This is a genomic window from Pedosphaera parvula Ellin514 (assembly GCF_000172555.1).
Taxonomy (GTDB): domain Bacteria; phylum Verrucomicrobiota; class Verrucomicrobiia; order Limisphaerales; family Pedosphaeraceae; genus Pedosphaera.
Genome location: NZ_ABOX02000003.1, coordinates 75,672 through 100,401, shown reverse-complemented (window position 1 = coordinate 100,401; position 24,730 = coordinate 75,672). Strand labels below are relative to the sequence as shown.

General features: G+C 50.4%; 25 protein-coding genes. 16 read left to right on the top strand and 9 right to left on the bottom strand.

Annotated features, from left to right (window positions below; all coding sequences use genetic code 11):
• Positions 1–11: 11 nt before the first annotated feature.
• Positions 12–200: a hypothetical protein gene (locus tag CFLAV_RS02850; protein ID WP_007413102.1), complete on the bottom strand. Its 189-nt coding sequence runs from the start codon at positions 198–200 to the stop codon at positions 12–14.
• Between the two features lie 153 nt (positions 201–353).
• Between CFLAV_RS02850 and CFLAV_RS02845 the strand changes: the two genes are divergently transcribed.
• Positions 354–935, top strand: a complete 582-nt coding sequence (locus CFLAV_RS02845) for a class I SAM-dependent methyltransferase (RefSeq protein ID WP_202796827.1) — start codon at positions 354–356, stop codon at positions 933–935.
• A 64-nt stretch (positions 936–999) separates the two neighbouring features.
• Here CFLAV_RS02845 and CFLAV_RS02840 read toward each other — a convergent pair whose 3' ends face one another.
• The 4 genes from CFLAV_RS02840 to CFLAV_RS02825 all read right to left on the bottom strand — a co-directional run bounded on the left by CFLAV_RS02840 (position 1,000) and on the right by CFLAV_RS02825 (position 5,862).
• Positions 1,000–2,337 carry a PhoPQ-activated pathogenicity-related family protein gene (locus CFLAV_RS02840; protein ID WP_160164467.1) on the bottom strand — a complete coding sequence of 446 codons (1,338 nt, stop codon included), beginning with the start codon at positions 2,335–2,337 and terminating at the stop codon, positions 1,000–1,002.
• Positions 2,338–2,412: 75 nt separating this feature from the next.
• Complete coding sequence (locus tag CFLAV_RS02835; RefSeq protein ID WP_007413099.1) at positions 2,413–3,708, bottom strand: hypothetical protein; 1,296 nt, start codon at positions 3,706–3,708, stop codon at positions 2,413–2,415.
• A 138-nt stretch (positions 3,709–3,846) separates the two neighbouring features.
• Positions 3,847–4,614 carry an SDR family NAD(P)-dependent oxidoreductase gene (locus CFLAV_RS02830; RefSeq protein WP_007413098.1) on the bottom strand — a complete coding sequence of 256 codons (768 nt, stop codon included), beginning with the start codon at positions 4,612–4,614 and terminating at the stop codon, positions 3,847–3,849.
• An 87-nt stretch (positions 4,615–4,701) separates the two neighbouring features.
• A complete protein-coding gene (locus CFLAV_RS02825) occupies positions 4,702–5,862 on the bottom strand; it encodes an ankyrin repeat domain-containing protein (RefSeq protein ID WP_007413097.1) in 1,161 nt (386 codons plus the stop codon).
• Between the two features lie 213 nt (positions 5,863–6,075).
• Between CFLAV_RS02825 and CFLAV_RS02820 the strand changes: the two genes are divergently transcribed.
• From CFLAV_RS02820 to CFLAV_RS02795, 6 genes are all read left to right on the top strand, one after another.
• Positions 6,076–6,510: a response regulator gene (locus CFLAV_RS02820; RefSeq protein WP_007413096.1), complete on the top strand. Its 435-nt coding sequence runs from the start codon at positions 6,076–6,078 to the stop codon at positions 6,508–6,510.
• Between the two features lie 124 nt (positions 6,511–6,634).
• Positions 6,635–7,120, top strand: coding sequence for a response regulator (locus tag CFLAV_RS02815; protein ID WP_050785608.1), 486 nt, complete (start codon positions 6,635–6,637; stop codon positions 7,118–7,120).
• A gap of 129 nt (positions 7,121–7,249) precedes the next feature.
• The gene (locus CFLAV_RS02810) at positions 7,250–7,822 is read left to right on the top strand and encodes a response regulator (protein WP_007413094.1); all 573 of its coding nucleotides are present in this window, start codon (positions 7,250–7,252) and stop codon (positions 7,820–7,822) included.
• A gap of 178 nt (positions 7,823–8,000) precedes the next feature.
• Complete coding sequence (locus tag CFLAV_RS02805; RefSeq protein WP_160164466.1) at positions 8,001–8,540, top strand: response regulator; 540 nt, start codon at positions 8,001–8,003, stop codon at positions 8,538–8,540.
• Between the two features lie 342 nt (positions 8,541–8,882).
• Positions 8,883–9,347, top strand: a complete 465-nt coding sequence (locus tag CFLAV_RS02800) for a response regulator (protein ID WP_007413091.1) — start codon at positions 8,883–8,885, stop codon at positions 9,345–9,347.
• 111 nt (positions 9,348–9,458) lie between these two features.
• A complete protein-coding gene (locus CFLAV_RS02795; RefSeq protein ID WP_007413090.1) occupies positions 9,459–9,842 on the top strand; it encodes a hypothetical protein in 384 nt (127 codons plus the stop codon).
• Between the two features lie 359 nt (positions 9,843–10,201).
• Here CFLAV_RS02795 and CFLAV_RS02790 read toward each other — a convergent pair whose 3' ends face one another.
• Complete coding sequence (locus CFLAV_RS02790) at positions 10,202–10,489, bottom strand: GlsB/YeaQ/YmgE family stress response membrane protein (protein WP_007413088.1); 288 nt, start codon at positions 10,487–10,489, stop codon at positions 10,202–10,204.
• Positions 10,490–10,729: 240 nt separating this feature from the next.
• Here CFLAV_RS02790 and polA point away from each other — a divergent pair, with 240 nt between their 5' ends.
• From polA to CFLAV_RS02775, 3 genes are all read left to right on the top strand, one after another.
• Complete coding sequence (gene polA / locus CFLAV_RS02785; protein WP_007413087.1) at positions 10,730–13,573, top strand: DNA polymerase I; 2,844 nt, start codon at positions 10,730–10,732, stop codon at positions 13,571–13,573.
• 198 nt (positions 13,574–13,771) lie between these two features.
• Positions 13,772–14,623, top strand: a complete 852-nt coding sequence (locus CFLAV_RS02780; RefSeq protein WP_007413086.1) for an MBL fold metallo-hydrolase — start codon at positions 13,772–13,774, stop codon at positions 14,621–14,623.
• Between the two features lie 279 nt (positions 14,624–14,902).
• On the top strand, positions 14,903–15,352 hold the full coding sequence (locus tag CFLAV_RS02775) for a GNAT family N-acetyltransferase (protein ID WP_040546746.1): 450 nt from the start codon (positions 14,903–14,905) through the stop codon (positions 15,350–15,352).
• Positions 15,353–15,452: 100 nt separating this feature from the next.
• Here the strand turns inward: CFLAV_RS02775 and CFLAV_RS02770 are convergent, their stop codons facing one another.
• Positions 15,453–17,186, bottom strand: a complete 1,734-nt coding sequence (locus CFLAV_RS02770) for a glutamine--tRNA ligase/YqeY domain fusion protein (RefSeq protein WP_007413084.1) — start codon at positions 17,184–17,186, stop codon at positions 15,453–15,455.
• Positions 17,187–17,350: 164 nt separating this feature from the next.
• Between CFLAV_RS02770 and CFLAV_RS02765 the strand changes: the two genes are divergently transcribed.
• Both CFLAV_RS02765 and CFLAV_RS02760 read left to right on the top strand, forming a co-directional pair.
• Positions 17,351–17,986 (top strand): peroxiredoxin, encoded by a 636-nt coding sequence (locus tag CFLAV_RS02765; RefSeq protein WP_007413083.1) that lies wholly within the window; start codon positions 17,351–17,353, stop codon positions 17,984–17,986.
• Between the two features lie 155 nt (positions 17,987–18,141).
• The gene (locus CFLAV_RS02760) at positions 18,142–18,393 is read left to right on the top strand and encodes a hypothetical protein (protein WP_007413082.1); all 252 of its coding nucleotides are present in this window, start codon (positions 18,142–18,144) and stop codon (positions 18,391–18,393) included.
• Between the two features lie 130 nt (positions 18,394–18,523).
• Here CFLAV_RS02760 and CFLAV_RS02755 read toward each other — a convergent pair whose 3' ends face one another.
• Together CFLAV_RS02755 and CFLAV_RS02750 are read right to left on the bottom strand one after the other, a co-directional pair.
• Positions 18,524–19,114 (bottom strand): hypothetical protein, encoded by a 591-nt coding sequence (locus CFLAV_RS02755; protein WP_160164465.1) that lies wholly within the window; start codon positions 19,112–19,114, stop codon positions 18,524–18,526.
• A gap of 356 nt (positions 19,115–19,470) precedes the next feature.
• Complete coding sequence (locus CFLAV_RS02750; protein WP_007413080.1) at positions 19,471–19,779, bottom strand: hypothetical protein; 309 nt, start codon at positions 19,777–19,779, stop codon at positions 19,471–19,473.
• Between the two features lie 341 nt (positions 19,780–20,120).
• On the opposite strand from CFLAV_RS02750, the gene CFLAV_RS02745 reads away from it, so the two are divergent.
• The 4 genes from CFLAV_RS02745 to CFLAV_RS02730 all read left to right on the top strand — a co-directional run bounded on the left by CFLAV_RS02745 (position 20,121) and on the right by CFLAV_RS02730 (position 24,706).
• Positions 20,121–20,699, top strand: coding sequence for a hypothetical protein (locus CFLAV_RS02745; RefSeq protein WP_150107246.1), 579 nt, complete (start codon positions 20,121–20,123; stop codon positions 20,697–20,699).
• A 189-nt stretch (positions 20,700–20,888) separates the two neighbouring features.
• Positions 20,889–21,299 carry an Hsp20/alpha crystallin family protein gene (locus CFLAV_RS02740; RefSeq protein WP_007413078.1) on the top strand — a complete coding sequence of 137 codons (411 nt, stop codon included), beginning with the start codon at positions 20,889–20,891 and terminating at the stop codon, positions 21,297–21,299.
• A 42-nt stretch (positions 21,300–21,341) separates the two neighbouring features.
• A complete protein-coding gene (gene lon, locus CFLAV_RS02735; RefSeq protein WP_007413077.1) occupies positions 21,342–23,843 on the top strand; it encodes an endopeptidase La in 2,502 nt (833 codons plus the stop codon).
• A gap of 650 nt (positions 23,844–24,493) precedes the next feature.
• Positions 24,494–24,706, top strand: a complete 213-nt coding sequence (locus tag CFLAV_RS02730) for a hypothetical protein (RefSeq protein WP_150107245.1) — start codon at positions 24,494–24,496, stop codon at positions 24,704–24,706.
• Positions 24,707–24,730: the final 24 nt, after the last annotated feature.

Here is a 24,730-nt window from a genome sequence, read left to right as displayed (position 1 = left end):
CAGTTTGTAAATTAGTCCGTCTCCTTGTCGGGCTTGAGGTAAAAATAGAGCAAGCCAATGACCATGAGCACCACTCCGAAGATTGCCCATGGGATTGAGGTGACGATCATGCCACTGACTGCAATCATGAATCCGAGGCAGGCGAGCACCATCTCAAATTCAGCCAAATAACTCCGTGTATCTGCAGGTTCGTCTTCCATAATATTCCTTTTCGTTGCCGATACATTAAACTACACCAGTTTAGAATATGCGCCAAAGTCCCCCAATTGGCCTAAGGATTTGACCTGCCTTGCATTTATAAGACTTTCCAGCAGGTTGACTAAGTCTTAATTCGAAACAAAGTGGAGAAAAGTGTGAGAGAAGTTAAATCGCCAGGTGATCAGGTGCTGTTGTTTGCCAGCAATTTTTTTAAACATCCCAAAATGTTGGGTTCCCCCATACCGAGTCCGCGTTCGCTCATTGAGCAACTATTAAAAAGGGTGGACTGGAATTCGGCACGGGTGATCGTCGAGTATGGACCCGGTGTGGGAACCATTACCAGGGAGATACTCCTGCGAATGCATCCTGAAGCAACTCTGGTGGTGATAGAGATGAATCATGATTTTGTTGAATATCTTAAAGAGAGCTTCAAGGATGCGCGTTTGCGGGTGGTGGAAGGTTCTGCCGCAGAGGTGCAATCCGTGCTCGAAGAGTTGGGACACCCGCAGGCAGATTATGTCATCTCGGGAATTCCTTTCAGCACAATGCCTCCTTCCATGAGGGATGAAATCGTGCAGAGAACATATTCGGTGTTGCAACCGAAGGGCGCGTTTCTGGTTTACCAGTATTCGCGACGAGTGCTATCGAGTTTGGAAAGGATTTTCGGCAAAGTGCAGCGGAGTTTTATGCTTTCGCGTGTCCTGCCGGTGTGGTTCTTTTATTGTTGGAGACAATGAAGCTAAACAGCTTGAATGGGTTTCGACCGTTCGCTCAATGTCCCGCCTTGGGAAGGGTGGAAGTTTAAGGGGCTGATGTTTTTGGTTGCGTGTCCGGCAATACGCGCGCTTCGGTGGAAAGTTTATAGGTCTGGCCGCTGGATGAAGTCAGTTCCGCTTCCACCAGAAAAGCTTCATAACCAGTCTTCGGGCGCTCAATGGTTGCCTCAGTCCCGCCACTGGTTGTGACTGTTTTCAACTGATGGTTGGACCATCGATCTTTCCGAAAATCCCGATTGGTTGAAACCGCCGTCCAGAGTTGGACGGATTTAACCGGTTGATCCACCGTCACGGTGATGCTGGCCGTATCATTGGTTCGATAGGAAATATTCCAGTTCATTTGCGGGAGAGTTTGATGGTCGGCAATCATTTGATAAAATGCTGCCAGGGTTTGCATGGCTTCCTTACCGCCATTGAGATCATGCCCGGCGTTAGGTGTTTGGTAGATCAGTTTTGGGCCGGGCAGGTCATTCCAATAATGTCTCAATGAATCCACTGTCCAGTAAGGATCATTCGTGCCAAGCAAAAGCAGTTTTGGCATGTTGTAACGAGAGCGGTAACTGTAGGGATCGACCCATTTGGCCAGTTCGCGCATTGGCGGTTCATTCATGTGAGAGAGGAGATCGGCATCTTTATAATCATTAATTTGCTCGCTCTCGGTTCCGTAGACCTGTCTTTGCCATTCGGTCTGGGCTTTCATGTTTAGCATATCAATGACCATGGGAGCGATGGCAACGACTCGTTTATCCACTGCAGCCGTCAACCAGGTGGTCCAACCACGTTTGCTGGCGCCGGTGACGACGAAGCGTTCCATTTTCTGGTTGAATTCCTGTTTCGAAAAAGCCTGGACAGCATCCATTCCACGGGCGGCGCTTTTCACCATTGGGAAGAGCAGCGGCCAGCTTTTATCTCCCGTTTCCAGATACTTGGAAAAGGAGTAAGCAATCAAGGCATCCTCACTCTTGCCGCCATAAAGAGGTTGATTGGGAACGGAGGTAATCACGGCGGTGATGGCTCCGGCTCTTTCAGCGAGCATCTGCAGAACTGGTATTTGGCGATCTCCATTGCCATTACCGGTAATGAACAACAGTCCAATGTCAGGGGACTTAACAGTTTTTGGGCGTACCACCACCAATTTGTGAGTCCAAACTGTATCCCGCCACTTTTGCGAAACGAGGTCGATGTGCGCAATTGTGACCCCATCCTTTTCCTGCTTGTTGATCAATTTCCATGAGTAAGAATCGTCCGCCTGGCCGACATAGTCCTCCAAAGCACCTCCGCGCACAGGTGCCAAAAAGGAGGAATGGAGCAGGGCGACCAGAAGCAGCAGCCGATAAGGAAAACGTTGGATTGATAATGGCATATCATGAGCGTCGAACATCGAGCATGAAAAAGCAAGACAGCGAGCAGGCGAAAGAAACAAGGCCTTTGATGAAAATCAGCTCTTTTTCCAATAATCCGGCAGTCCTGGTTTGGTTTCGATCAGGATCTCCAGAATCGCCTGGCGGGTTGGGGCGGACAGAGTTTGAAAATCCGGGTCTGGATCCTTACCGGTCAGGATGTCGTGGAGCTGCAAATAAAGCTCCTGTTTCATCTTGTCAGGAAGATTTTCAAAGGATTCGGAGTAAATCAGGAAACTGCACGGATACTTGAACAACCTTGTTTGCAAGTCGAACTGACGCAATGAACGTCCTTGATGATCTTTGGGGCCAAGGTTTTCAAAATCCTTGCTAAAGTCGGAACTGCCTTTGACTGCATCCTTAAGGGGAACTTCCTCCGTAAACAGGAGTGTTTTCAGAAACGCCTTTTCAATGGTCTTCAGATACCGCAGGTGACCATAAGTTTGGAGGGCGATGGTGGCTTCGAAATTGAGGCGGGTGATGAAATTATGCATGTGAACCTGATGCTCCAACACCATCAAGGCGACAATATCGCTGGTGGGTTTTGGATAGCTGGTGGTCTCGATGAATTGCGCGAGACTGGTTAAGTTGCCCAGATAATTAGGTTCTTTCGCCTGGCGCTCAAATGCTTCCTTGCCGATGAGGTTGCCGCGATGAATTTGTTTGCCATGCGTGCCAGTGACGTACCAACCGCCCCAGCGTTCAGAAAAGGGAGTTGTGTCATCCACTTCCGAGGTGCCATTGCTTAAATCGACAACACCCGATTCATCGGTGGCAAAGGAGCGGAGCAGGTGGCCCGGCACACCCATGCTTTTTGAGGAGGCATGGCATTCAAGGCATTGATCGTTGCGCACGAATCTGGGCTTGCCAGCCTCGCTTTGATTCAAGGTGAAAAAGACACCGCCCAGTTTTGAGTCCGCCATGGAGATTTCCAGCATGGGAGATCCGGGGATGAATCCGACGTAGACATCATCATTGAAGAACAGTGCGCGCGGAGTTTTGGGGGAAATACGTTCACGCTGAAACGAAGTTTTTGAAAAGACCAACATTTGCGAGGAACGGGGGATTTTCAAGGCATCAAGAACGGCAGGAAGATAGCCAAACTCAGGATCATATTTTAGTTTTGCCTCTCCTTTGTCCAAACTTTGTTGCAGCCGAAAGACCGGTCCAGAGGGTTGAACCTTATTATAATTAATTGTCCCCTCATCGAAAGGCATCATATGCGTGGAGCCCTGGAAGTCGGCTCTGCCAGTTAAGCAACTGACAAACAAAATGCCTGCGATCAAAAACCTTGAAAGAACCTGTCCCAGGGGACGTTGTGCAAACCACATCATAAAAAGCTGTGTTATTCTACCAAATCCTGGTCTGAGCGCTGCACTTATTTTGTCAAAAACCAACCCTGTTTCATTTCAAATTCTCGAATACAGGCTCCGACGCCTGAGAATGAGATTTTATTGAATTTGGAAGAGCATTTATTTACCAGCGCTCCAACCGCCATCGATAATAAATGCAGTGCCGGTGACGCTGGCAGCGGAATCACTCGCCAGATAAACAGCGGCACTGGCAACTTCGTCCGGGCGCAACATTTTGCCCGTGAGTTGAGTGGAAGACATCTCCTGGTAGGCTTTTTCCGGGTTGGGGTACTCCGCGATGCGGGCTTTGACGAAGGGAGTTTCGACCCGACCCGGGCAGATACAATTTATGCGAATGCCCTGATGTGAATGGTCCATGGCCATACTTTTGGTCATACCCACCACGGCGAACTTGGTTGTGCAGTAGGCAAGACGGTCACGAATGCCGACGATGCCGCCAATCGAAGCCATGTTTATGATCACGCCATACTTCCGGTCCAACATGGACGGCAGAAAAGCTTTGGTGAGATTGAAGACGCCGCGAACGTTGACTGAATAGAGGCGATCAAGCTCGACGCCGGTTGTTTGTAAAATGGTGCCAACGGAACCGACGCCCGCATTGTTGATGAGCACGTCAAGCTGGCCATGTGTCTCAAGCACCTTTTTGGAGACTTGGTTGCACACCTCTTCGTTGGCCACATCGAGCGGGATAAATGAGGCTGTTCCTCCCGATGAGTTCAGGGTTGTAACGATCTGTTCGCCAGCAGGGACATTTATATCGGCGATCAGAAGTGTGGCGCCAGCTACTGCGAAGGCTTCGGCCATGGCAGCTCCGATCCCGGAACCCGCGCCCGTGATTAGCACAACTTTACCAGTTAGATCGATCATGGAATAGCGGGACACCAAACCAAACTCGCAGGTGTGTCAGTAATTGTCAGGTTTTGGGGTATTCCGTTCAGAGCAGATGCAAATAATCTAGTTAGCTCCAGCCTTTTTTAGAAGATCAGCCGAATCGGAGTTGCTGGATGCGAGAGCCAATTGCAAAGGGGTTTTACCCATTCTTTCCCTGGCATTGATATCCGCCCCTTTGGAAATGAGTAGTTCCACCACGCTTTTGTGATTCTTCTCCACGGCCCGGTGCAACGGCGTCTGATTCCAATCATCCCTGGCATTAAGATCCGCCCCTTTGGAAATAATAAGTTCGGCAATTTCTCTTCTATTGTTGAGAGCCGCTGTATGCAGAGGAGTAAACGAAAAGAAACCTTTGGCATTTATGTCTGAGCCTTTGCTGATGAGAAGTTCGACGATTGGCAACGATCCGGTTTTAACGGCAACGTGCAGTGAAGTGTCTCCTGCGCTGTCTTTGGCTTTCAGATCGACATTCTTATCGAGCAGAGCTTTTACAATATCCGTGTACCCGCGCTTAGTGGCCATGAGGATGGGGGGATCGGCTGAGGAGCCTTTGGCATTTATGTCCGCCCCTTTCGAGATTAAGAGGAGACTGAGATTCGTCAGCCCTTGAAGCATCGTGGTGTTAAGAAGAGTCTGACCGTGATTGCCTTTGGCATTTGTGTCCGCCCCCTTGGCGATGAGGGTCTCAGCCAGCTCCTTATGGCCTTCGTCGCCCAGTGCAAGTGAAAGAGGAGTCTCATTGGCCTCATCCTTCGCGTTTACGTCCGCACCTTTTTCCAACATGAAGTTCACGAGATCCCTGACACCAAAGGCCACCGCCATATGAAAGGGGGTGATTTTGCCTTTATTGCCAGTGTTCACATTGGCCCCCCGGCTGATCAGGTATCTGGCGACTTCCGGATGATTGTTGCCAATTGCGTGATGCAGGGGCGTGTTGCCCACGCTGTCTCCCAGATCGATCGTAGCGCCCTTATCCAGAAGCTTGGCCACGGCGTCCTTTTTATCGTTTTCGGCGGCGATGACCAGCGGGGTTTCGCCTTTATCGTCGGGTTGGTTGGGATTCACTCCCGCGCTGATGTTCAGTTTAATTTCTTCCGCGTTACCACTCCTGGCTGCCTCGAAGATTGATTGGTTCGGCTGAACCGGCTTGCTGCAGCCGAAGAATGAGAGGGCAATCAATGATGAACAAACCGTCGTCGTGAGGAATTTCGTAAATTCTTTCATGCGATGCTCAGGTGTCACAGGTGATCTGACAGGAGTTTAATTTCCTCGCGCACTGGTTGCAATGGTAATGCGATGCGTTGCAAAAAGTAAATATGCGTACAACCTATTACATCACAGCGCTATTGACTGGCCATGGGTTGAAACTGCAGGTTATATTAATTCTGTATCTGCCCGATTGAAGACCTGTGGCGGATATCTATTTTATAAAATTCAATGAAAAGAATTTTGTTGGTTGAGGATAGGGAAGATGATGTGCTGTTGCTGCAGATGGCAATCAAAGACACACCTCAACCAGTTGCGATGGAGATAGTGTCGGATGGTGAACAAGCCCTTCACCACCTTACGAAAGTTCTGCCCACGGCTAATACCAAGGATTCCCAGGTCCCCGACCTCGTTTTGCTTGATGTTAAGTTGCCGAGAGTGGATGGCCATGAGGTCGTCAAATGGATACGGCAGCAAATGCAGTTTACCGCCATGCCTGTTATCATGCTTACATCCTCAGACCGACGGGATGATATTTTGAGAGCCCTAAGTTTGGGGGCTAACTCGTATCTGGTGAAAACGGGCGACATGGGGAAATTCCGGGAATCGCTGCAACTCCTGTTAAAATACTGGTTCGACGTGAACCAAAAACTTCCTGAAAGATAGGCGGACAAGTGAAGATAATGTGTTCAGCAGGCATTATATGTGTCGAGACATGCGGTTTGGTTGCGAGCTTGACATTGTTTGATTTTTGAGTGAATAAATGGAAGCCACACACAGACTGAGGGTTATGCGTTTAGTATTATACGCTGATTCAAAAGAATCGGATCAAGTTCTCGTTCGTCGTGCTTTCGAGCGCTACGGCTTCACCCAAAACCTGATAACGGTTGGTGATGGCGATGCGGTTATTGCTTATCTGTCAGGCAGAGGCAAATACGCCGACCGGGACCTGTTTCCTTTGCCAGCACTTATTGTGCTGGAAACCAGGCTGGGAGGACGCGTTGCGCGCGACCTGGTGCAGTGGATTCGTTTTCAAAAAAATTTACGCAAGATACCCATCGTTATCTTTTCCAGTTGGGAAATGTCGTCGGACATTCAGGAGGCTTATAACATTGGAGTAAACTCCTACATTGTGAAAGCCAGCGACCCGAAAGCCTTCGAGTCCCAAGTTCGCCGCGTGATTGACTTCTGGTTGAGGTTTAATGTCACTGAGGGAAAGATCCCGGCCGGCCTCGAAGTTCCTCCGCCCGGGCTTGAAAAGAATCAGAGAAACTAATCCATCTCCAGCCGCCTTGCATATTCCCCAAGTGCGGAAAAATCCACAAACTTTTCCTTAAAACCAACTCAAAGAGCAGCATCTGGACTTGACACTTAGCGATTAGCTGGTTCTGTTTAATACTTCGATATGCAATTATCTCAAATCATTCTTTATGTAGAAGACAATGAGTCGGACGTGCTCTTCATGCATCAGGCGATGAAGAAAATCGGCCTTTCGAAAGCACTCCAGGTTGTTTCCGATGGTGACGAGGCAATTGCCTATCTCGACGGCAAGGGCAAGTATGCCGATCGGCGCAAGTATCCCTTTCCTTCGCTTATCTTTTTAGATCTGACCCTTCCGGTCGTTACCGGCTTTGGTGTGCTGCAATGGATCCGAAAGCAACATTCAATGTTGGCATTGCCAGTCGTGATCCTAAGTGGCTCGCGCATGGAATTCGATCTGAACCACGCCTACAAACTCGGTGCGAATGCGTACCTGATCAAACCCTCAAACGGTGAGGATCTGGATAATGTTCTTGGGACAACCGCTAAATACTGGTTGAGCTTGAATCAACAGCTTCAGGCGCCGCAAAGCGATGAGCGGGGAGGTTCAAACCATGATGAGCCTTCTCGTCGGCAAGTTATTCCGCTGGCGAAGAGCCTTTTGGTCCTGGCGCAGAAGTCCTTAGAGGTCACTGGTTTCCAACCTTCCGGCATATGACCTTTCGGAGGGATGTTTTTATTCCAAGGACAGTAGTGCACCCATGAATCTCAAAACGACCGTGCCAAGCCTGAGTAAGTTAACCTTGCTATTAAGCATTAAGCGGACGTAGTTTTCCTGATGTTGTTGCTGAACCCAACGAACACATTACAGAAAGGCAGTTCCTGATTCGATGCAGATGCAGCCTACAATATTGCTCGTTGAAGACAATGCTGAAGACTATTTGCTCTTCAAGCAGGCAATAGCCAGGGTCTATCCCCAAGCCGGTTTGCATTTGGCACCCGATTTCCCTACTGCCTTGCATTATCTTTATGGCAGCGGGCCCTACCGTGATCGCGAGCTCTTTCCTTTTCCTAGCTGCGTGTTTGTAGACCTTACTCTCCCGGCCATTCCCGGCAAGGCGCTGGTAAAATGGATTCGAGAGCAAAAGGAGTTCAAAAAGCTGCTGATTGTGGTTCTGACCGGATCGCGAGATGGCAAGGATATTGCCGAGCTCTATCGACTGGGGGCCAACTCCTTTATCAGCAAGAGCGGCGATGTTGAGGAAATGGCCAAGACGCTTCGCGACATGAACAGCTTCTGGGTCGCACACAACCTGATCGCTGATTTCTCAGCTTCTGTACCCAATCCTGGCAAACCGTCCGCTGATACTCGCGGAGCATCCTTCTTTTACATCAAGCCGGATTGGCCGGACTTCGAGCCCCCAGCGACGCCGTAACTTTTTCGGCACATGCAGATGGAGCGCAGCGACCACGTGGGGATGATTCCAATTGAAATTCTCCATATCGTGCGGAAAAGCCAGAATCAGTGGTTTGGTGTGAACAGGAGCGGGAAGCTCAATCCAGAATCAGCTCCCTTAATTAGTTTCTGCTTCATCTCCAACCGGCCATGCATGCGTTCAACCGCTCTCTTTTGACCATGGCCAACCCGGTTTGGAGCGCAACCTGCCACGTCTCACCCATACCTCACGGCCCGAGGCATCACTTTCGTCGGGAACAGTCCAATGAATCCGAATGGTTGCCAATTGCGTATAGTGTGCGATGGATGAATTATAATACTGATGGTTGGAACAATTCAGACTGAGCCTATTTTGATAGCGGAGGATAATCCGCAGGAAGTGGTTTTGCTGAAGATGGCGTTACGCAAAAATGGCATTGAAGGCCCAATTCACATAGTGCCGAATGGTGAAGAGGTCATTAAATACTTGCGCGCCGATAGTCCTTACAATGATCGCAAGACTTACCCCTTTCCAGCCACCATCTTTCTTGACCTCAAAATGCCGTTGCGCGACGGCTTCGGCGTGCTTGAGTGGTTGAAGAAGCATCCTGATTGCGCTGTTATTCCCACCATTGTCATGACTTGCTCTTCAGAACCGGATGACATCAAGCGGGCTTATCGGTTGGGAGCGAACGCGTACATGGTCAAACCAACTGCGATTGAGGAATTTACCGGAATGATGCGTCTCACCATCGATTACTGGAGAATCTGTGCAAAGCCTGAGATTTTGGAGAATTGCGTAACTTGAAGTGTCTTTGCTTAAATGGTTCGAACTGAAATCTGGTCGCTTCCTCTGACTTGGTTTATGTAGCTGGAGTGGCATTGCACTTTGCACCAGAAGGAGGAAGAGTGGAGTGGTATGACAGAGACGAGCAAAGCCGAAGAGTTCGAGACTGTGGGAGACTGCGTGTTTTTTCGGCCAAGGGGCAACGTGACCATAGGGAAGGTTACGGAATTGGCCATTGTAGGAATTATCTATGCGCGGGAGCGTAAGATTTCAAAACTTGTGTTCAATACCACTTCGCTTTTCGGTTATTCACCTCCAAGCATTACTGAGCGCTATGAAGCTGTGACACGCTGTGCTCCAGTTGCGATGGGCGCTGTTCACGTTGCCCTGGTTACGAAACCGGAACGTATGGACGCCCAGCAATTCCACGAAGTCGTAGGCGCCAACCGCGGCCTTACGACTGACGTTTTTGTGACGGAAGAGGAAGCCGTTGCATGGCTTGCAGCTCATGAATAAGCCCGCTGAGATTTTCAACAATGTATTCCGGCAAATTGACCAGAACTCACGGACTCCACCCTGTGTGGTTATATACCGAATGCCAAAATTAATTTCCGGAATGGGGAAAGGAACCGGGAATGAAAGGAGGCGATAAGCCTGATGAAAGTGGGACTGAAAAGCCATGAGGACTTTGTTAGTCGTTGGGTACAGGTGCTTTTGATTTGAGGCGGCGTTGTCGGCCTGGTCGCTATCTAAGGATAGCGCCTGCAGCCTCCGCCTTGCCTCAAACCAAAATCCCTCCTGCCATCCGGAAATTTCTTTCGGCAATCGGTATAGTTGGAACTCAACATTCCCAGGTTCAGCTCAAAACCGTCCATTTACCTGATTTTAGGTGAGTCACCGTGGACATTGTCGTGTCTAACACCGCGGCGAACAAGGTGATAAATAGCCAGAAGGATGATTGCACCTATTACAGACGCGATGAAGCCCGCGTTTTGTCCCTCACGATACCAACCCAAGGCCTGACCGATGTATTTAGCGATGAAAGCGCCAGCAATACCCAATAACGTGGTAATAACAAAGCCACCCGGATCACGTCCCGGCATCAATAACTTTGCGATCACACCTACAATAAAACCGATGATTATGGTTCCTAGAATGTGCATACTAGTTTCCTTTGTGTCTCATTTTACAACTGAGGAATTCGGCACCAGCCAAACGCCCTGAAGAAAATTTCAGTGAGGAAAGGCAATGGTGGTAGTGGGGTATTTGCCTCCGGAATCCAAACTGGTGCTGGATCATTGATATGCATGATAACGCCGATGTTTTGCGCCAAGGGCCGGTACTGAATTCCGAAGAAAGGAATTGAATGGGCAGGTTGGGTGGAATTGGTTTATTTTTCCAGCATGGGAAAGAAACTGTTTTTGTTGGACGGGATGGCGTTGGTTTACCGGGCTCACTTCGCACTGGTCGCCCGTCCGATTTTTACTTCGAAAGGTGTAAATACGTCTGCGCTGTATGGGTTTACGCAAACGTTGCTGGAAATTATAAAGAATCAGCAACCGACGCATTTTGCGGTGGCCTTTGATACGGCTGCACCGACGGCAAGGCACGTTGAATTTCCGGAATACAAGGCACAGCGGGAGGAGATGCCGGAGGATTTGAGCAAGGCGTTACCTCATGTACGCCGGATGGTGGAGGCTTTTAACATACCCCTTATCATCTGTGACGGTTATGAGGCGGATGATCTTATCGGGACCTTGGTTCGCAAGGCGGAAAAGGAGGGTTTCGTTTCCTATATGGTGACCCCTGATAAGGACTTCGGACAATTAGTGGACCAGAATACCTTTCTATATAAGCCATCGCGCATGGGCGAAGGAATTGAAATTCTAGGATTGCCGGAGATTTTGCAGAAGTGGGGTGTGCAAAGGCCGGAACAGGTGATTGACGTGCTCGGGTTATGGGGCGATGTCTCGGACAATATTCCCGGTGTGCCAGGCATTGGAGAAAAGACCGCCGCAAAGTTGATCGCGCAATATGGGTCGGTGGAAAATTTATTGGCGCACACTGCGGAGTTGAAGGGAAAGCTGAAGGAGAATCTGGAAGCGCATCGTGAACAGGCCTTGTTGTCGAAACGCCTGGCGACGATTAACTGCGAAGCGCCATGTTCGGTGACTTTGGAGGGGTTGGAGGTTAAAAAGTGTAACGAGGAGGCGTTGAAGAATCTCTTCGTTGAATTTGAATTCAACTCCATCGGGCGGCGGTTGTTTGGCGACGACTACAAGGCAGGCAGGGGTTTCGATGAGACCACGGCCCAGCCTCAAAGTGCAAAGAAGGCTTCGGCTGCGCGGGATAATCAGGTGACAGAAGAATTTGCTCTTTTTTCGGAAACCGAAGAGCCAAATCAGGCGGAGGAGGCGCCAATCGCATCAAACTTAAAAACCATTAACGACGTCGCGCACGACTACCGGTTGATCACGGATGGAGAAGGACGGTCCAAGCTGATCAAGCAACTGGCGGGGTTGAAAACATTTTGTTTTGATACCGAGACCACAAGCCTGGACACGAAGGAGGCACGCTTGATCGGGTTGGCGTTTGCGTTCGAGAAGCAGAAGGGATTTTACGTGGCGGTGCCGGCCGATCCGGAAGAGGCGAGGGAGATTTTGCAAGAATTTCGAGCGGTGTTTGAGAACGAGCAGATTCAGAAGGTGGGGCACAATCTGAAGTATGACCTCGCGGTATTGAAATGGCATGGAGTGGGGGTGCACGGAAAGCTGTTTGACACGATGTTGGCGCATAGCTTGATTGAGCCGGAGATGCGTCATGGGATGGATTACATGTCGGAAGTTTATTTGGGTTACAGCCCCATTTCGATTACGAAACTGATAGGCGACGAGAAGTCGAAGCAGTTGAACATGGCTGACGTGCCGGTGGCCAAAGTTGCGGAATATGCGGCAGAAGATGCAGATGTGACGTGGCAGTTGTGGGAGAAGTTGGAGCCTCTCTTGAAGGAAAAGGGGCAGGAACGGGTCTTTTACGAGGTTGAGGCGCCACTGATTCCGGTGCTGACAGCCATGGAATATGAAGGAATCAAGGTGGATGCTTCGGCACTCGCGGAATTTTCGACGCAACTATCAAAGGAAATGGCCAATCATGAGCAAACGATTTATCGGCTGGCCGGGCAGGAGTTTAACTTGAACTCACCGCGCCAACTGGGGGAGATACTTTTTGATAAACTCAAAATTTCCGAGAATGCGAAGAAGACCAAGACCGGGCAGTATGCGACGAACGAGCAGACCTTGATGGATTTGGCAGCAGATCATGAGATCGTGCAGCGACTGTTGGATTATCGCGGGGCAACAAAGCTGAAGTCGACGTATGCCGATGCATTGCCGGGAACGATTTGGAAGCCAACGGGGCGAGTGCACACGACATTCAATCAGGCAGTGACCACCACGGGACGATTGAATTCGCAGAATCCCAATTTGCAGAACATTCCGATTCGGACCGAGCAGGGGAAGGAGATTCGCAAGGCGTTCGTGCCGAGGAACGAGGACTATGTATTGCTGTCGGCGGATTATTCCCAAATTGAACTGCGGATCATTGCGGCGCTGAGTCATGAGCAAGGGATGTTGGAAGATTTTGGCAGGAAGCTGGACATTCATACGGCCACGGCAGCGCGTGTGTATGGAGTGCCGCTGGACCAGGTGACGCCGGAGATGCGGCGCAAGGCCAAGATGGTGAATTATGGGATTGCGTACGGGATTTCGGCGTTCGGGCTGGCGCAGAGACTCAGGATTCCGCGCAAGGAGGCCGCGACGATCATTGAACAATATTTTGCGCAGTATCCAGGAATCGCCAAATACATGCGGGACACGATTGATTTTGCGAAGCAACATGGATACGTCGAAACGGTGACCGGGCGAAGACGCTACATGCGGGATATTCGTTCTGCCAATGCGGCCGTGCGAGGAGGCGCGGAGCGCAATGCGATTAACGCACCCATTCAGGGGACAGCGGCGGACATGATCAAAATTGCGATGATCAACATCCACGGTGAACTAACGAAGCGGAAGTTGAAGAGTCGGATGTTGCTGCAAGTGCATGACGAATTGGTCTTCGATGTTCACCAGACTGAAGAAAATGAGGTGCGTCAGATTGTGGAAGAGAAGATGAGAACGGCAATTCAGTTGGAGGTGCCAATTGAAGTGGAGATTGGCTCGGGGAAGACCTGGCTCGAGGCGCATTGATTTGTGGTTTAGGGCAGCGATGATGGGATTGAGCGTTCTCAATAGGGTTGATACTCCATGAGTAAAATACTTTCCAATCTGTTGCGCAGGCACGAATTCAAACCTAACTTGATGGAGCAGGAGAGAATGTAAAACTTCTTGTTTTGCAAAATTCATCAAACAAAAGCCCGCGCAGGCGGCAAACTTTGAAGGAAAAGGATGAGTGCCAAATTAAAACAGCCTGGTCCAGGCAGAGTGGTGGCAACGAATGTTGTCTGCATTCCATTTTCATTGGTAAACACCTATATGGTGGCAAACAGGGATGGGAGTTGGGTGTTGGTGGATGCAGGGCTGTTTTATTCGACGGCCAAGATTTTGCGAGCAGCCGACCACTGGTTCAGGGGGACAAAACCTTCGGCGATTGTGCTTACACATGGGCATTTTGATCATAGGGGAGCCTTGAAAAAACTGGCGGCCCACTGGGATGCGCCAGTTTATGCACATGAGGAGGAAATGCCGTTTTTGACAGGCAAGGAAGATTATCCAGCACCCGATCCCACCGCGGGTGGCGGGTTGATGACGCTGATGTCGTGGATGTTTCCGCGCCGGGCGATTGACATTTCAGGCCGCGTGCAACCTTTGCCGGCAAATGGTTCCGTGCCGGGCATGAAGGAGTGGCGCTGGATACACACACCCGGACACACTCGAGGGCACGTTTCCTTTTTCCACGATAAAGACAAGGCGTTGATTGCAGGGGATGCCTTTGTCACGGTAAAACAGGAATCCTTGAGCGCCATCATTTCGCGGAAGCAACAAGTGCATCGGCCGCCGGCTTATTTTACGCCGGATTGGGATGCGGCGCGTCGTTCGGTGCAGGAACTGGCCAGATTGGAGCCGTACAATGCCTGCACAGGGCACGGCATCCCGATGAGCGGGCCTCATATGTTGAACCAATTGCAAGAGTTGGCCAGGAGTTTCAATCAGGTGGCGGTGCCGAGGCATGGGCGTTATGTGCGTAAAAGAGAACAAGAAATCGCTGCTCCCGATTTACAGCCGGCTCATGCGTCATGATTGAGATTTTACTATCTGCACCCTGTGGAATCTCACCACAGACGGGCTATCATCCGGGCTTGTAACATCAAGCGGTGCAGAAAGTGACAGGCCGAAGAATTTACTTCGCAGACGAAAAATTGATTCCAGCCCTCAGCACATGGCGATCTTGATTTGAATTACCATTGCCTGGAGTACCTGCAATCATCCTACTTTACAGTTCCAATCAGACGGGCGCAGCTTTAACCTCGGCCTGGACAATCCCAATTTCCCTGGCTGTCCAATACGAATCGAATTGTGATAAAAATCGAATCCGCAACGCTTCAAGATGTTCCACAGTTAGCCGAGCTTTTGCATGAATTGTTTACGCAGGAGGCGGACTTTATGCCGGATCACGAGAGGCAGGTGCGGGCGTTGAAGCAGATTATTGGGCAGCCGGAGCTGGGATGCATTTTGGTGCTGCGAGAGATGGATGAAATTCTGGGAATGGTGAATCTTCTTTTCACCATTAGCACGGCGGAAGGCGGGCGGGTGATCTTGTTGGAAGACTTGATTGTGCGACGCGAGCATAGGGGGAGGGGGTTGGGGACGATGTTGATGGAAGCATGCATTGCGTTCGCAAAGGAAAATGGGATCAGCAGAATTACCTTGCTGACGGATGGGGATAACGCTGAAGCAATTCGTTTTTATCATAAGCATGGCTTCCAGGCTTCGCCCATGAGGCCGCTACGTCTGCGTGTAGAGAGTTAGGGCGGATTCTCTGGAGAGGACAGACTAAAGGGTTCTTTACCAGAGATAAAAAGGACGCCTCGTGAGGAGGCGTCCTGGCAGATTGTCTCGCAAGGAATGACTATTTGCCTTGTTCCTTCGCCCAGGAGTCGCGGAGGGGGATGGTGCGGTTGAACACCAGGCTGCCTAGTTTGGAATCCTTGGGATCGGTGCAGAAATAGCCGAGGCGTTCGAACTGGTAGCGAATTTCCGGCTTCGCGTTGGCGAGGCTGGGTTCGAGTTTGGCGTCCTTCAAGAGCTCAAGCGAATGAGGATTGAGAAATTCCTTGAAGTCACGGCCTTGCTTATCGCCATCAGGTTCTTCCACGGTGAAGAGGCGGTCATACATGCGCACTTCGGCATTGAGGGCGTGCTGGGCGGAAACCCAATGAATGGTTCCTTTCACCTTGCGGCCTGCTGTAGCGCCGCCGCTCTTGGAATCGGGGTCGACGGTGCAATGCAGTTCGATGATTTCACCTTCATCATTCTTGATGACCTGCTCGCACTTAATGATGTAGGCGTAGCGGAGGCGGACTTCACCTCCAGGCATAAGGCGAAAGAATTTCTTCGGCGGATTCTCCATGAAGTCATCGCGCTCGATGTAGATTTCACGAGAGAATGGAACCTTGCGTGTACCGGCGGTTGGATCCTCCGGATTATTAATTGCTTCGAGTTCCTCGACCTTGCCTTCCGGATAATTCGTGAGCACCACTTTGATCGGGTGGAGAACAGACATTACGCGAAGGGCGCGTTTGTTCAGGTCTTCACGGATGCTGTGTTCCAACAGGGCGATGTCGGTCAAGCCGTTGTATTTGGTGACACCAATGCGGGCGCAGAAATGACGCAGCGCTTCGGGGGTGACGCCGCGGCGCCGCATGCCGGCAATGGTTGGCATGCGAGGATCGTCCCAACCGGTGACGAGATTTTCTTCAACCAGTTGCAGCAGCTTGCGCTTGCTCATCACTGTGTAACCGAGATTGAGGCGGGCGAACTCGATTTGCTGCGGGTGACTGGGAGTCTTGAGCACATCAAGAATCCAGTCATAAAGGGGGCGATGCACTTCAAATTCCAAGGTGCAGATGGAATGGGTGATGCTTTCAATGGAGTCCGACAGGCAGTGTGCGTAGTCGTACATCGGGTAGATGCACCATTGGTTGCCCGTGCGATGATGTTCCACCTTGCGGATGCGATAGAGCGCGGGGTCGCGCATGTGGATGTTGGGCGACGCCATGTCGATTTTCGCGCGAACCGTTTTGGAGCCGTCAGCAAATTCACCGGCACGCATGCGGGCGAAGAGATCGAGATTTTCCTCAACGGAACGATTGCGGAAAGGGCTTTCCTTGCCGGGCACAGTCGGAGCGCCGCGAAACTCGATCATTTGCTCCGGGGTCAAATCGCAGACATAGGCCTTGCCCATTTTGATTAGCTGTACAGCGAAGTCATAGAGCTTGCCGAAATAATCGGAGGCGTAGAATTTCTTTTGTCCCCAGTCGAAGCCGAGCCAGCGGACATCTTCCTGGATGGAATCAACGTATTCGACGTCTTCACGAGCTGGATTGGTGTCGTCGAAGCGGAGATGGCAGATACCCTTGTTTTCCAAGGCAATGCCGAAGTTCAAGCAGATGGACTTGGCATGGCCAATATGGAGGTAACCATTGGGTTCTGGAGGAAAGCGGGTGACGACGCGGCCACCGTGTTTACCTGTACGATTATCTTCGGCAACGATATCGCGGATAAAGTCGGCTGGCTGGGGAGCGGCACCGTTGGCAGCATTCTCCACGGGTGCGGCAGCAGGTTCGTTATTTGGCGTAGTCATGTCTAAGCTTTATTTCTTATATAAATGACAATTTTGCCAGACGAATTTGCTAATGAATAGCATTTTTACCAACATACTCGGGTATTGAAACGAAATGTGAAGCAGTGTAGTTTCACCATCCTGCCGGTAGCGGCAGAAAGTTAAATCTAAGAACCGAATACCATATGGCACTGCGTTTAGGCGATGAAGCGCCGAATTTTACGGCGGAAACAACTGAAGGTACAATCAACTTTCACGAATGGCTCGGCAATGGTTGGGGGATTTTGTTCTCCCATCCCAAGGATTATACGCCGGTTTGCACAACTGAGCTCGGCGCAGTGGCCCGAATGAAAAGCGAGTTTGATAAACGCGGTGTGAAAACCATTGCTGTGAGTGTCGATCCTTTGGACTCGCACCACGGATGGGTCTGCGACATCAATGAGACGCAAAAGACCACGATGAATTTTCCAATCATCGCCGATCCCGACAAAAAGGTCGCCAATTTGTACGACATGATTCATCCAAACGTCGATGATACGGCGACTGTGAGATCGGTGTTCATTGTCGGGCCGGATAAGAAAGTGAAGCTGACGCTCACGTATCCGGCTTCGACCGGTCGTAACTTTTTGGAATTGCTGCGCGTGATAGATTCACTGCAATTGACCGCGAAGCATAAGGTGGCAACACCGGCGAATTGGGTGGATGGGGAAGATTGCATCATCTCGCCAGCGGTGAAGGATGATGATGTGCCGAAGCTCTTTCCAAAGGGCCAGCGCCGGGTGAAACCGTACTTGCGCTACACACCACAACCCAACAAGTAAAAACGGTTTAAAAATAGAATCGCGAAATCCCGGTTGCGTGCAGCGGCCGGGATTTTTCTTTTGGCATGGGTCAAACTACCGGTGGGATATTCCCTATTTAAGACCATAAAATTGAAAGGAGGTTTGATAAGGTAAACTTAAATTCACATTGTCTTATGAAAAAATTATGGATTCTTTTAACCGGGCTTGCATTGGTTGCCGCAGGATGTGGCCAAAGGGACACAGGAGGCACTGGGAGCAGTACCGGCACAAGCGGGGGCTACAATGCCAGCAGTAACATGGAAAAGATGAATACAAATGCTGCTGGCGGGCCTGGCACGAGCAGCAGCACTTCGAGCGGAGGCGGTTCGTATAAAAGCACCGGCACCAATACTTCCAGCGGATCAAGTTCAGAAAACCCAAAATAGAGCGGTAACAGCGGTTTGTAACAGGGAGTTTTGTTGAGTTGGTCTCCGAAAGAGGGGTATAGGGCAGACAGTGAAAGCAAACGGGCGCAATCATGTTGCGCCCGTTCTGCTTGAAAGAGGCTAACGAGAGTTAGAATAAGATTCGGATACCGCCACGAAGGAGAAAATAGTCGGAAGCGCTGTGAACCAGATTATAGGTCACATCACCATAAATTCCGGTTACAGCATTGAACCGAAATTCCACGCCGCCACCGAAATGGCCACTGAGCTGCGTGCTTGGGTCAAATTCGCAGCCCGTACCCGCAATGGCGTAGGGAGCAATACGATATTCTTCGATTGGGAAGCGGTAAATGGCACTGGCGTGAAGGAAATCGAAGAATGCATGGCCATTAAAGCCGATGTTGGAATCAACACTTAACCCGATTTCACGAGTAAAGAAATATTTGCCACCAAAACCAAAACCAAACTGCCCTTCATTCCTGCCACGATCCCGGCTGTACCAGTTGAGCCCAAGGTCGAGAGCGATTTCCTCGGGATTGAACAGGGCTCCAGAGGATTCTGATGCCTGAAAATGTTCGCTAAACCATGTAGTCGTATTGTCAACTATTTGGGCTTTTGCAGTAGTACCTGTCAATACGACTGCTGCAACTGTGCCAGCTATAAGAATTATTTTCATTCTGATTTTAATGGATGTAACCAATTGAGCGACCCCTCCACCCACATTTATGACACGAAAGGGCGAGGTGGCTTCCGGATAGTCGCGCACTCTCGCCCTGTTTGATCGGGGAGGAACCTGATCATTACGATGAGAATAATTTCAGAATCCCAAGGAGGAGAAAATGGGGTGTGTACCCCACGAGAGGAGTGAAATTTTTTTTTAATGCATCCTGGATTTAAAGAGCGATTGGTTTTGCTGCTCCCTATTCCATAAAAGTTGGACGTTCAGCTTGGAAGCAAGGTTTTAATGAGGTGGAAAAACCAGGCTGCCAAGCCACCTACACCTGCCGGATCAAGGACTATCGAGGACTGCTGGCGGAGCACTTCAATCTCCGCTGGCAGTCGTAAAGCAGGGCCGAGCTAGCGACGGGAGCTGGCGGTTTTACGTGCTGTGGTTGTTCGAGCGGTACTTCTTCGTGAGGAAGAAGCCTTGGCAGAACGCGTGCGTGAGGAGCCTCCACGTGCGGTTGACGCTCTCTTCTGGGAGGAGGATTTCCTGGCGGAAGCCGGACGTTTGGCTGCCTTGGTTTCGCCTTTTTCCGCACGCTGCTTATTTACGATGCGGGCAGCGACCTCCTTCTTGCGACTGCCATATCGACCGGAGCGGCTGAATTTCTGAACCAAACCTTTATATTCGCGTTCACGTTTTGAACTGGCACCTCTAGGCATATATTTTTTCCTTTTTGAGTTAAGTTTCTTAAGCGTAACAGCATGGCTATTACCTGTTGCGTACCGTCCATGCCGATCTTACAAGAGTCAATGAGAGTGAAACCTGCTTTTTAGCCGGGATTGTCCCCGGTTGACAGCTTTTGTAACCGTGTTCCCGGGAGAAATACGCTGCTTGAAATATAAGCGCATGATAATGAGGAAGAGAGTTCATCATCCCATTGACGGCAAAAGCGTACAGGGCGAGCTAAAGAATAGCTTCACGGCTTGTGCTGGTATTTTCCAATCAAAAGGAAACCGTAAGGCAGGGGGAACTTAAGGAAGTGACAGCGAAAAGGGAGAAAATGAAAGCGAAGTATTTACAATCACTCTTGTTCTTGGTGAGTTTCATCGTCACGGGTTGCAAAACCTATGAGTATCAAATCATTGAACCACCAAACCTGGCGCAGACGATAAACAAAGAGCCGGTAGTAGTTCATTATGAGCCTTTTGAATATCGTTTTACGAAGCAGGCGGGATATTTGTCCATGAGAATCATCAACCCCACCGATGATCGGATGACGCTGCTGGACAATAGAAGCTACGTCGTCGATCCCAGAGGTGAATCGCACCCGATCAGAGGACGAGTAATTGGGCCGCATAGTCACACTTCAATGTTGCTGCCCCAAACCCCCCAATCATTTCAGCGAGTAGTTCCAAATTACGGTTTCGGCGCCTGGCCCGGTTTTCCGTATCCCTATACTCCTTACTACGGCGGATTCTATGATGAGTTCTATTATGGGCCGTTGGTCGAAACCTACCAGGTTATCACTCCTTACAATTGGGACTGGAAGACTGGGCGTGCACGAATCAGTTTATCCTATGATCGCCAGGGAATGACGTTTGAGCATGATTTTGTAATTGAGCGGAGAGTGGCAAAATAGCACCAGGCGTAGTCGGACGGAAACAAGAGAAGCTGAGCAGATGGCGGCCGATGGTAGTACCTGAGATTAAAACCCACCCGTGGAAACAGGAAATTGGCTCGGCGTTGGGTTGAGGGGGTTATAGGGATTTTGGAGCATTGGAAGAAAGGTGCTAATTTGAGTCTGTATGCAGATTGAAAGGGATTAAATATGTCGAACATTCGCAGCCTGAGATTGAGACAGTTGCACGGCCAGTTGGGAGAGGTGGTATACGAGCTGACGAAGGTTCAATTCTTTTCCTCCAGCGAAACGTGGAAACCCGCGATCAATGCCTATCGTTGCGAGGAGTGCATGACCATCTGCGTGGACCTGGCAGGGGTGAATAAGGAAACCATCGATCTGGAGGTTGAACCCCGGCGGTTGCTCATCAGTGGAAATCGGCAGGCACCAGAGCCATCGGACCATGAATGCAGGGCGGTGCAGGTTTTGACGATGGAGATCGATCATGGCCCGTTCCAGCGTGAAATCGAGTTTCCTGTGGATGTGGACACAGAACGGGTTAAAGCTGAGCAGCACAACGGGATGCTGTGGATATACCTGCCATTGCAATCGCACGCGTGAAATGGAGCGAATATACAATCGGGAAGGAGCAAGGATTTTACCATGACCGCCAAAGACAATTTCATGATTGACCCAACTCCGGCAGATGGTGAAGGAGGCCAACAAAATCCTCACGTGATCGGAGTGGCGCGCAAGGAGGACGATCCGGATCAGCCAGTCATACCGGAAACCTTGCCAATACTGGCGATTCGAGGGTTGGTGGTTTTTCCCGGGACGGTCGTGCCATTAACAGTGCGAAGGCCAACCTCCCTGAAACTTTTGGAGGAGTCTTTGCCCCAGAGCAAGGTCATCGGGCTGGTCACACAGCAGACCAATGAGGAATCGCCCGGGCCGGACGATCTTTATAAAATCGGAGTAGCGGCAAATGTCTTGAAGCTGATCCGGCAACCGGATGGTTCGGCGGTCATTGCAGTACAGGCCATGAGGAGGTTTGCGATCCGGAAGGTGGTCCTAACGCATCCGTTCATCAAGGCGGAGGTGGAGGTGCTCTGGCCGATTATGCCGCCGAAAGAGGATAAGGAATTTGAAGCAGCGGTGCGCAATTTGCGGGAGACGGCTTTGCGACTGATCAAAGTGACGCCTGATGTGCCGGAGCAGGCCAGAGCCATTATCGAAGGGATGCAGGATCCCGGACAAATGGCGGACTTTCTGGCGAGCAATCTGAACATGGAGGTACCTGACAAGCAGCAGCTATTGGAGGAGTTGGACGTGGCGAAGCGCGTGCGCGCTGTACAATTGCGGGTTTCGAGCCAGTATGAAATTGCTCAATTGCAGCAGAAATTGCAGCAGGATGTGGCGTCCCAGTTTACGGATGCACAGCGGAGGGCTTATTTGCGGGAGCAAATCAAAGCAATTCAACGCGAATTGGGTGAGGAACCTGAAGGAGCCGATGAGCAGATCGAGGAGTTAAGGAAAGAACTTGAGGAGGCTCAGCTGCCCCCGGAGGTCATGGAGCAGGCGGAGAAGGAACTTAAACGCTTGCGGGCGTTGCCACAGGCGAGCCCGGAGGTTTCGGTCATTGTTGGCTACCTGGAATCGTTGGCCGATTTGCCCTGGAACAAGCGAAGCGAGGACAACCTGGATCTGAATCAGGCGCAGAAAATTTTGGACAGGGATCATTACGATTTGGAGAAAGTTAAGCGCCGGTTGATAGAGTTTTTAGCCGTACGTAAGTTGAATCCGCGCGGACGAGGACCGATTCTTTGCTTCCTTGGTCCCCCTGGAGTGGGAAAAACGAGCCTTGGGCAATCGATAGCAGACGCTTTGGGTCGCAAGTTTGCGCGGATGAGTTTGGGGGGAATTCGGGATGAAGCGGAGATACGCGGACATCGGCGAACTTACATTGGTTCCATGCCGGGTCGGATCATCCAGGAGATGCGAAGAGTGGGGACGAAAAATCCGGTAATCATGCTGGATGAAATTGACAAGTTAGGGGCTGACTTTAGAGGAGATCCGGCCAGTGCATTGCTCGAAGTATTGGATCCGAGGCAAAACAATGCATTTGTTGACCGGTATATTGACGTGCCATTTGATCTCTCGGAGGTAATTTTTATTGCGACGGCGAATTACATGGATGCAGTGCCAGCGCCATTGCGTGATCGCATGGAAGTAATTGAGTTACCAGGCTATACCGAGCGCGAGAAACTTGAGATTGCGAAAAACTATCTCGTGGTTCGGCAACTTGAAGAGAACGGATTAAAGCCGGAGCAATGCCAGTGGGAGAAGAGTGCGCTATCCAGGGTAATCGAAGATTATACGCGGGAGGCTGGCGTTCGCGAATTGGAACGGCAAATCGGAGCCGTGTGCCGTGGGATTGCAGCGAGAGTGGCTCGAGGTGAAATACAAGCCATGACAGTAACTCCACAAATTGTTCAAGAAATGCTTGGGCCACCCCGTTATATTCGCGAGACACGGCTGAAGACCAGCAAGCCCGGGGTCGTGACCGGATTGGCGTACACGCCCATTGGAGGCGAGGTGTTGTTCATTGAAGCAACCAGGTATCCTGGCAAAGGTAATATTACTTTGACCGGGCAAATTGGAAATGTCATGCGCGAATCGGTGCAGGCTGCCTTAAGCCTGGTGCGGAGCCGGGTGAAGGAACTCGGCATCAGTGCGGATGCATTCAGGGATATGGATATTCATGTGCACGTGCCCAGCGGTGCGGTTCCCAAGGATGGGCCGTCGGCAGGCGTGGCGATGTTCACGGCAATTGCATCACTTTTTAGTGATACGCCTGTACGATCTGAAGTGGCCATGACGGGTGAGGTTACCTTGCGCGGTTTGGTGTTGCCGATTGGCGGACTAAAGGAAAAGACGCTGGCCGCTTTGCGCGCGGGAATCGAAGAGGTAATTATTCCCAAGCTTAACGAGAAAGATTTGTTTGATTTGCCCGAAGAGGTTAAGAACAAACTGAAGTTTACCTTGGCAGAGAACGTTGATGATGTATTACGGGCCGCCTTGGAGCGCGAAGAGGAAGAAAAAATTCACAACCGGCTGAAGGGGAGTGGGGGCGATGGCACGAAGCCAAGGCCGAGAAGCCAATGACCCTCCCGTTTCGACCTGAGGTTGGCTGCAACTACAGGCCGCAACTATCAGATTTATTATTGAATGGATGAGTTATGCCGACTTGTGCAGTGAAGCCAACTTTCGTCTTCTGTTGTTTTCCAATACTATGAGCGGATTTTTGGACTGGAGCGGTTTAACCGGATCTGCCAAACCGACCGGACCAGTTGTGTAGTTGGCGCCTTCGGTGCGCCACAGACCGCGGGCAGCTGCGTCCAAGTTGGGATTTTGACTTCGTGGTCTGGGGTGGACTCGTTTAACCCCGCTTTTTTTCATTCGCACTGAGATGGGCATAATATTCCTTTTAGAAAGCTTCGGGATGGTAGTGAAGTTGCATAAAACGACATTTACTGATTCAAACTATCCTGTTTACCGCACACACACAACCGCGGGTGCGAATATTAATTAGCGCTGAATTTGGACCACAACGGTCAACAGAATCGCTACTTCATCCCAAGATTTGGGGATGACTAGTTTTTCAGGTTCCATCAAGGAAAACCGTTGGCTTTCAGGGTTTTTCCCCATGGAGGAAGCTAAAGAACGGAATTATTATTTTTTCTATGGATCAGAGCAACACTGATACAAAAAACAAAGCTGGCACAGGATCATCAGTCGTCTCTTGTAGATTTGAAATGGAAAAAGTGGACGAGGTTGTAATCCAGAGGGTGTCGGCTGGCACTGAACTGAACCATAAACGGCCTGAAAAGGCCAAGCTGCTCGATATTGAGGAACTTACAGCCCTGTTGGTTGAAAATCAAAAGGAGTTGGATTCCAATTCGAAATTAGGTCTGCTCAGTGTTTTGCTGCCCCGATTAAAGCGATTACCGCGTCATCTCACACCATAAGACCAAAGGTTATGCATAACTCTT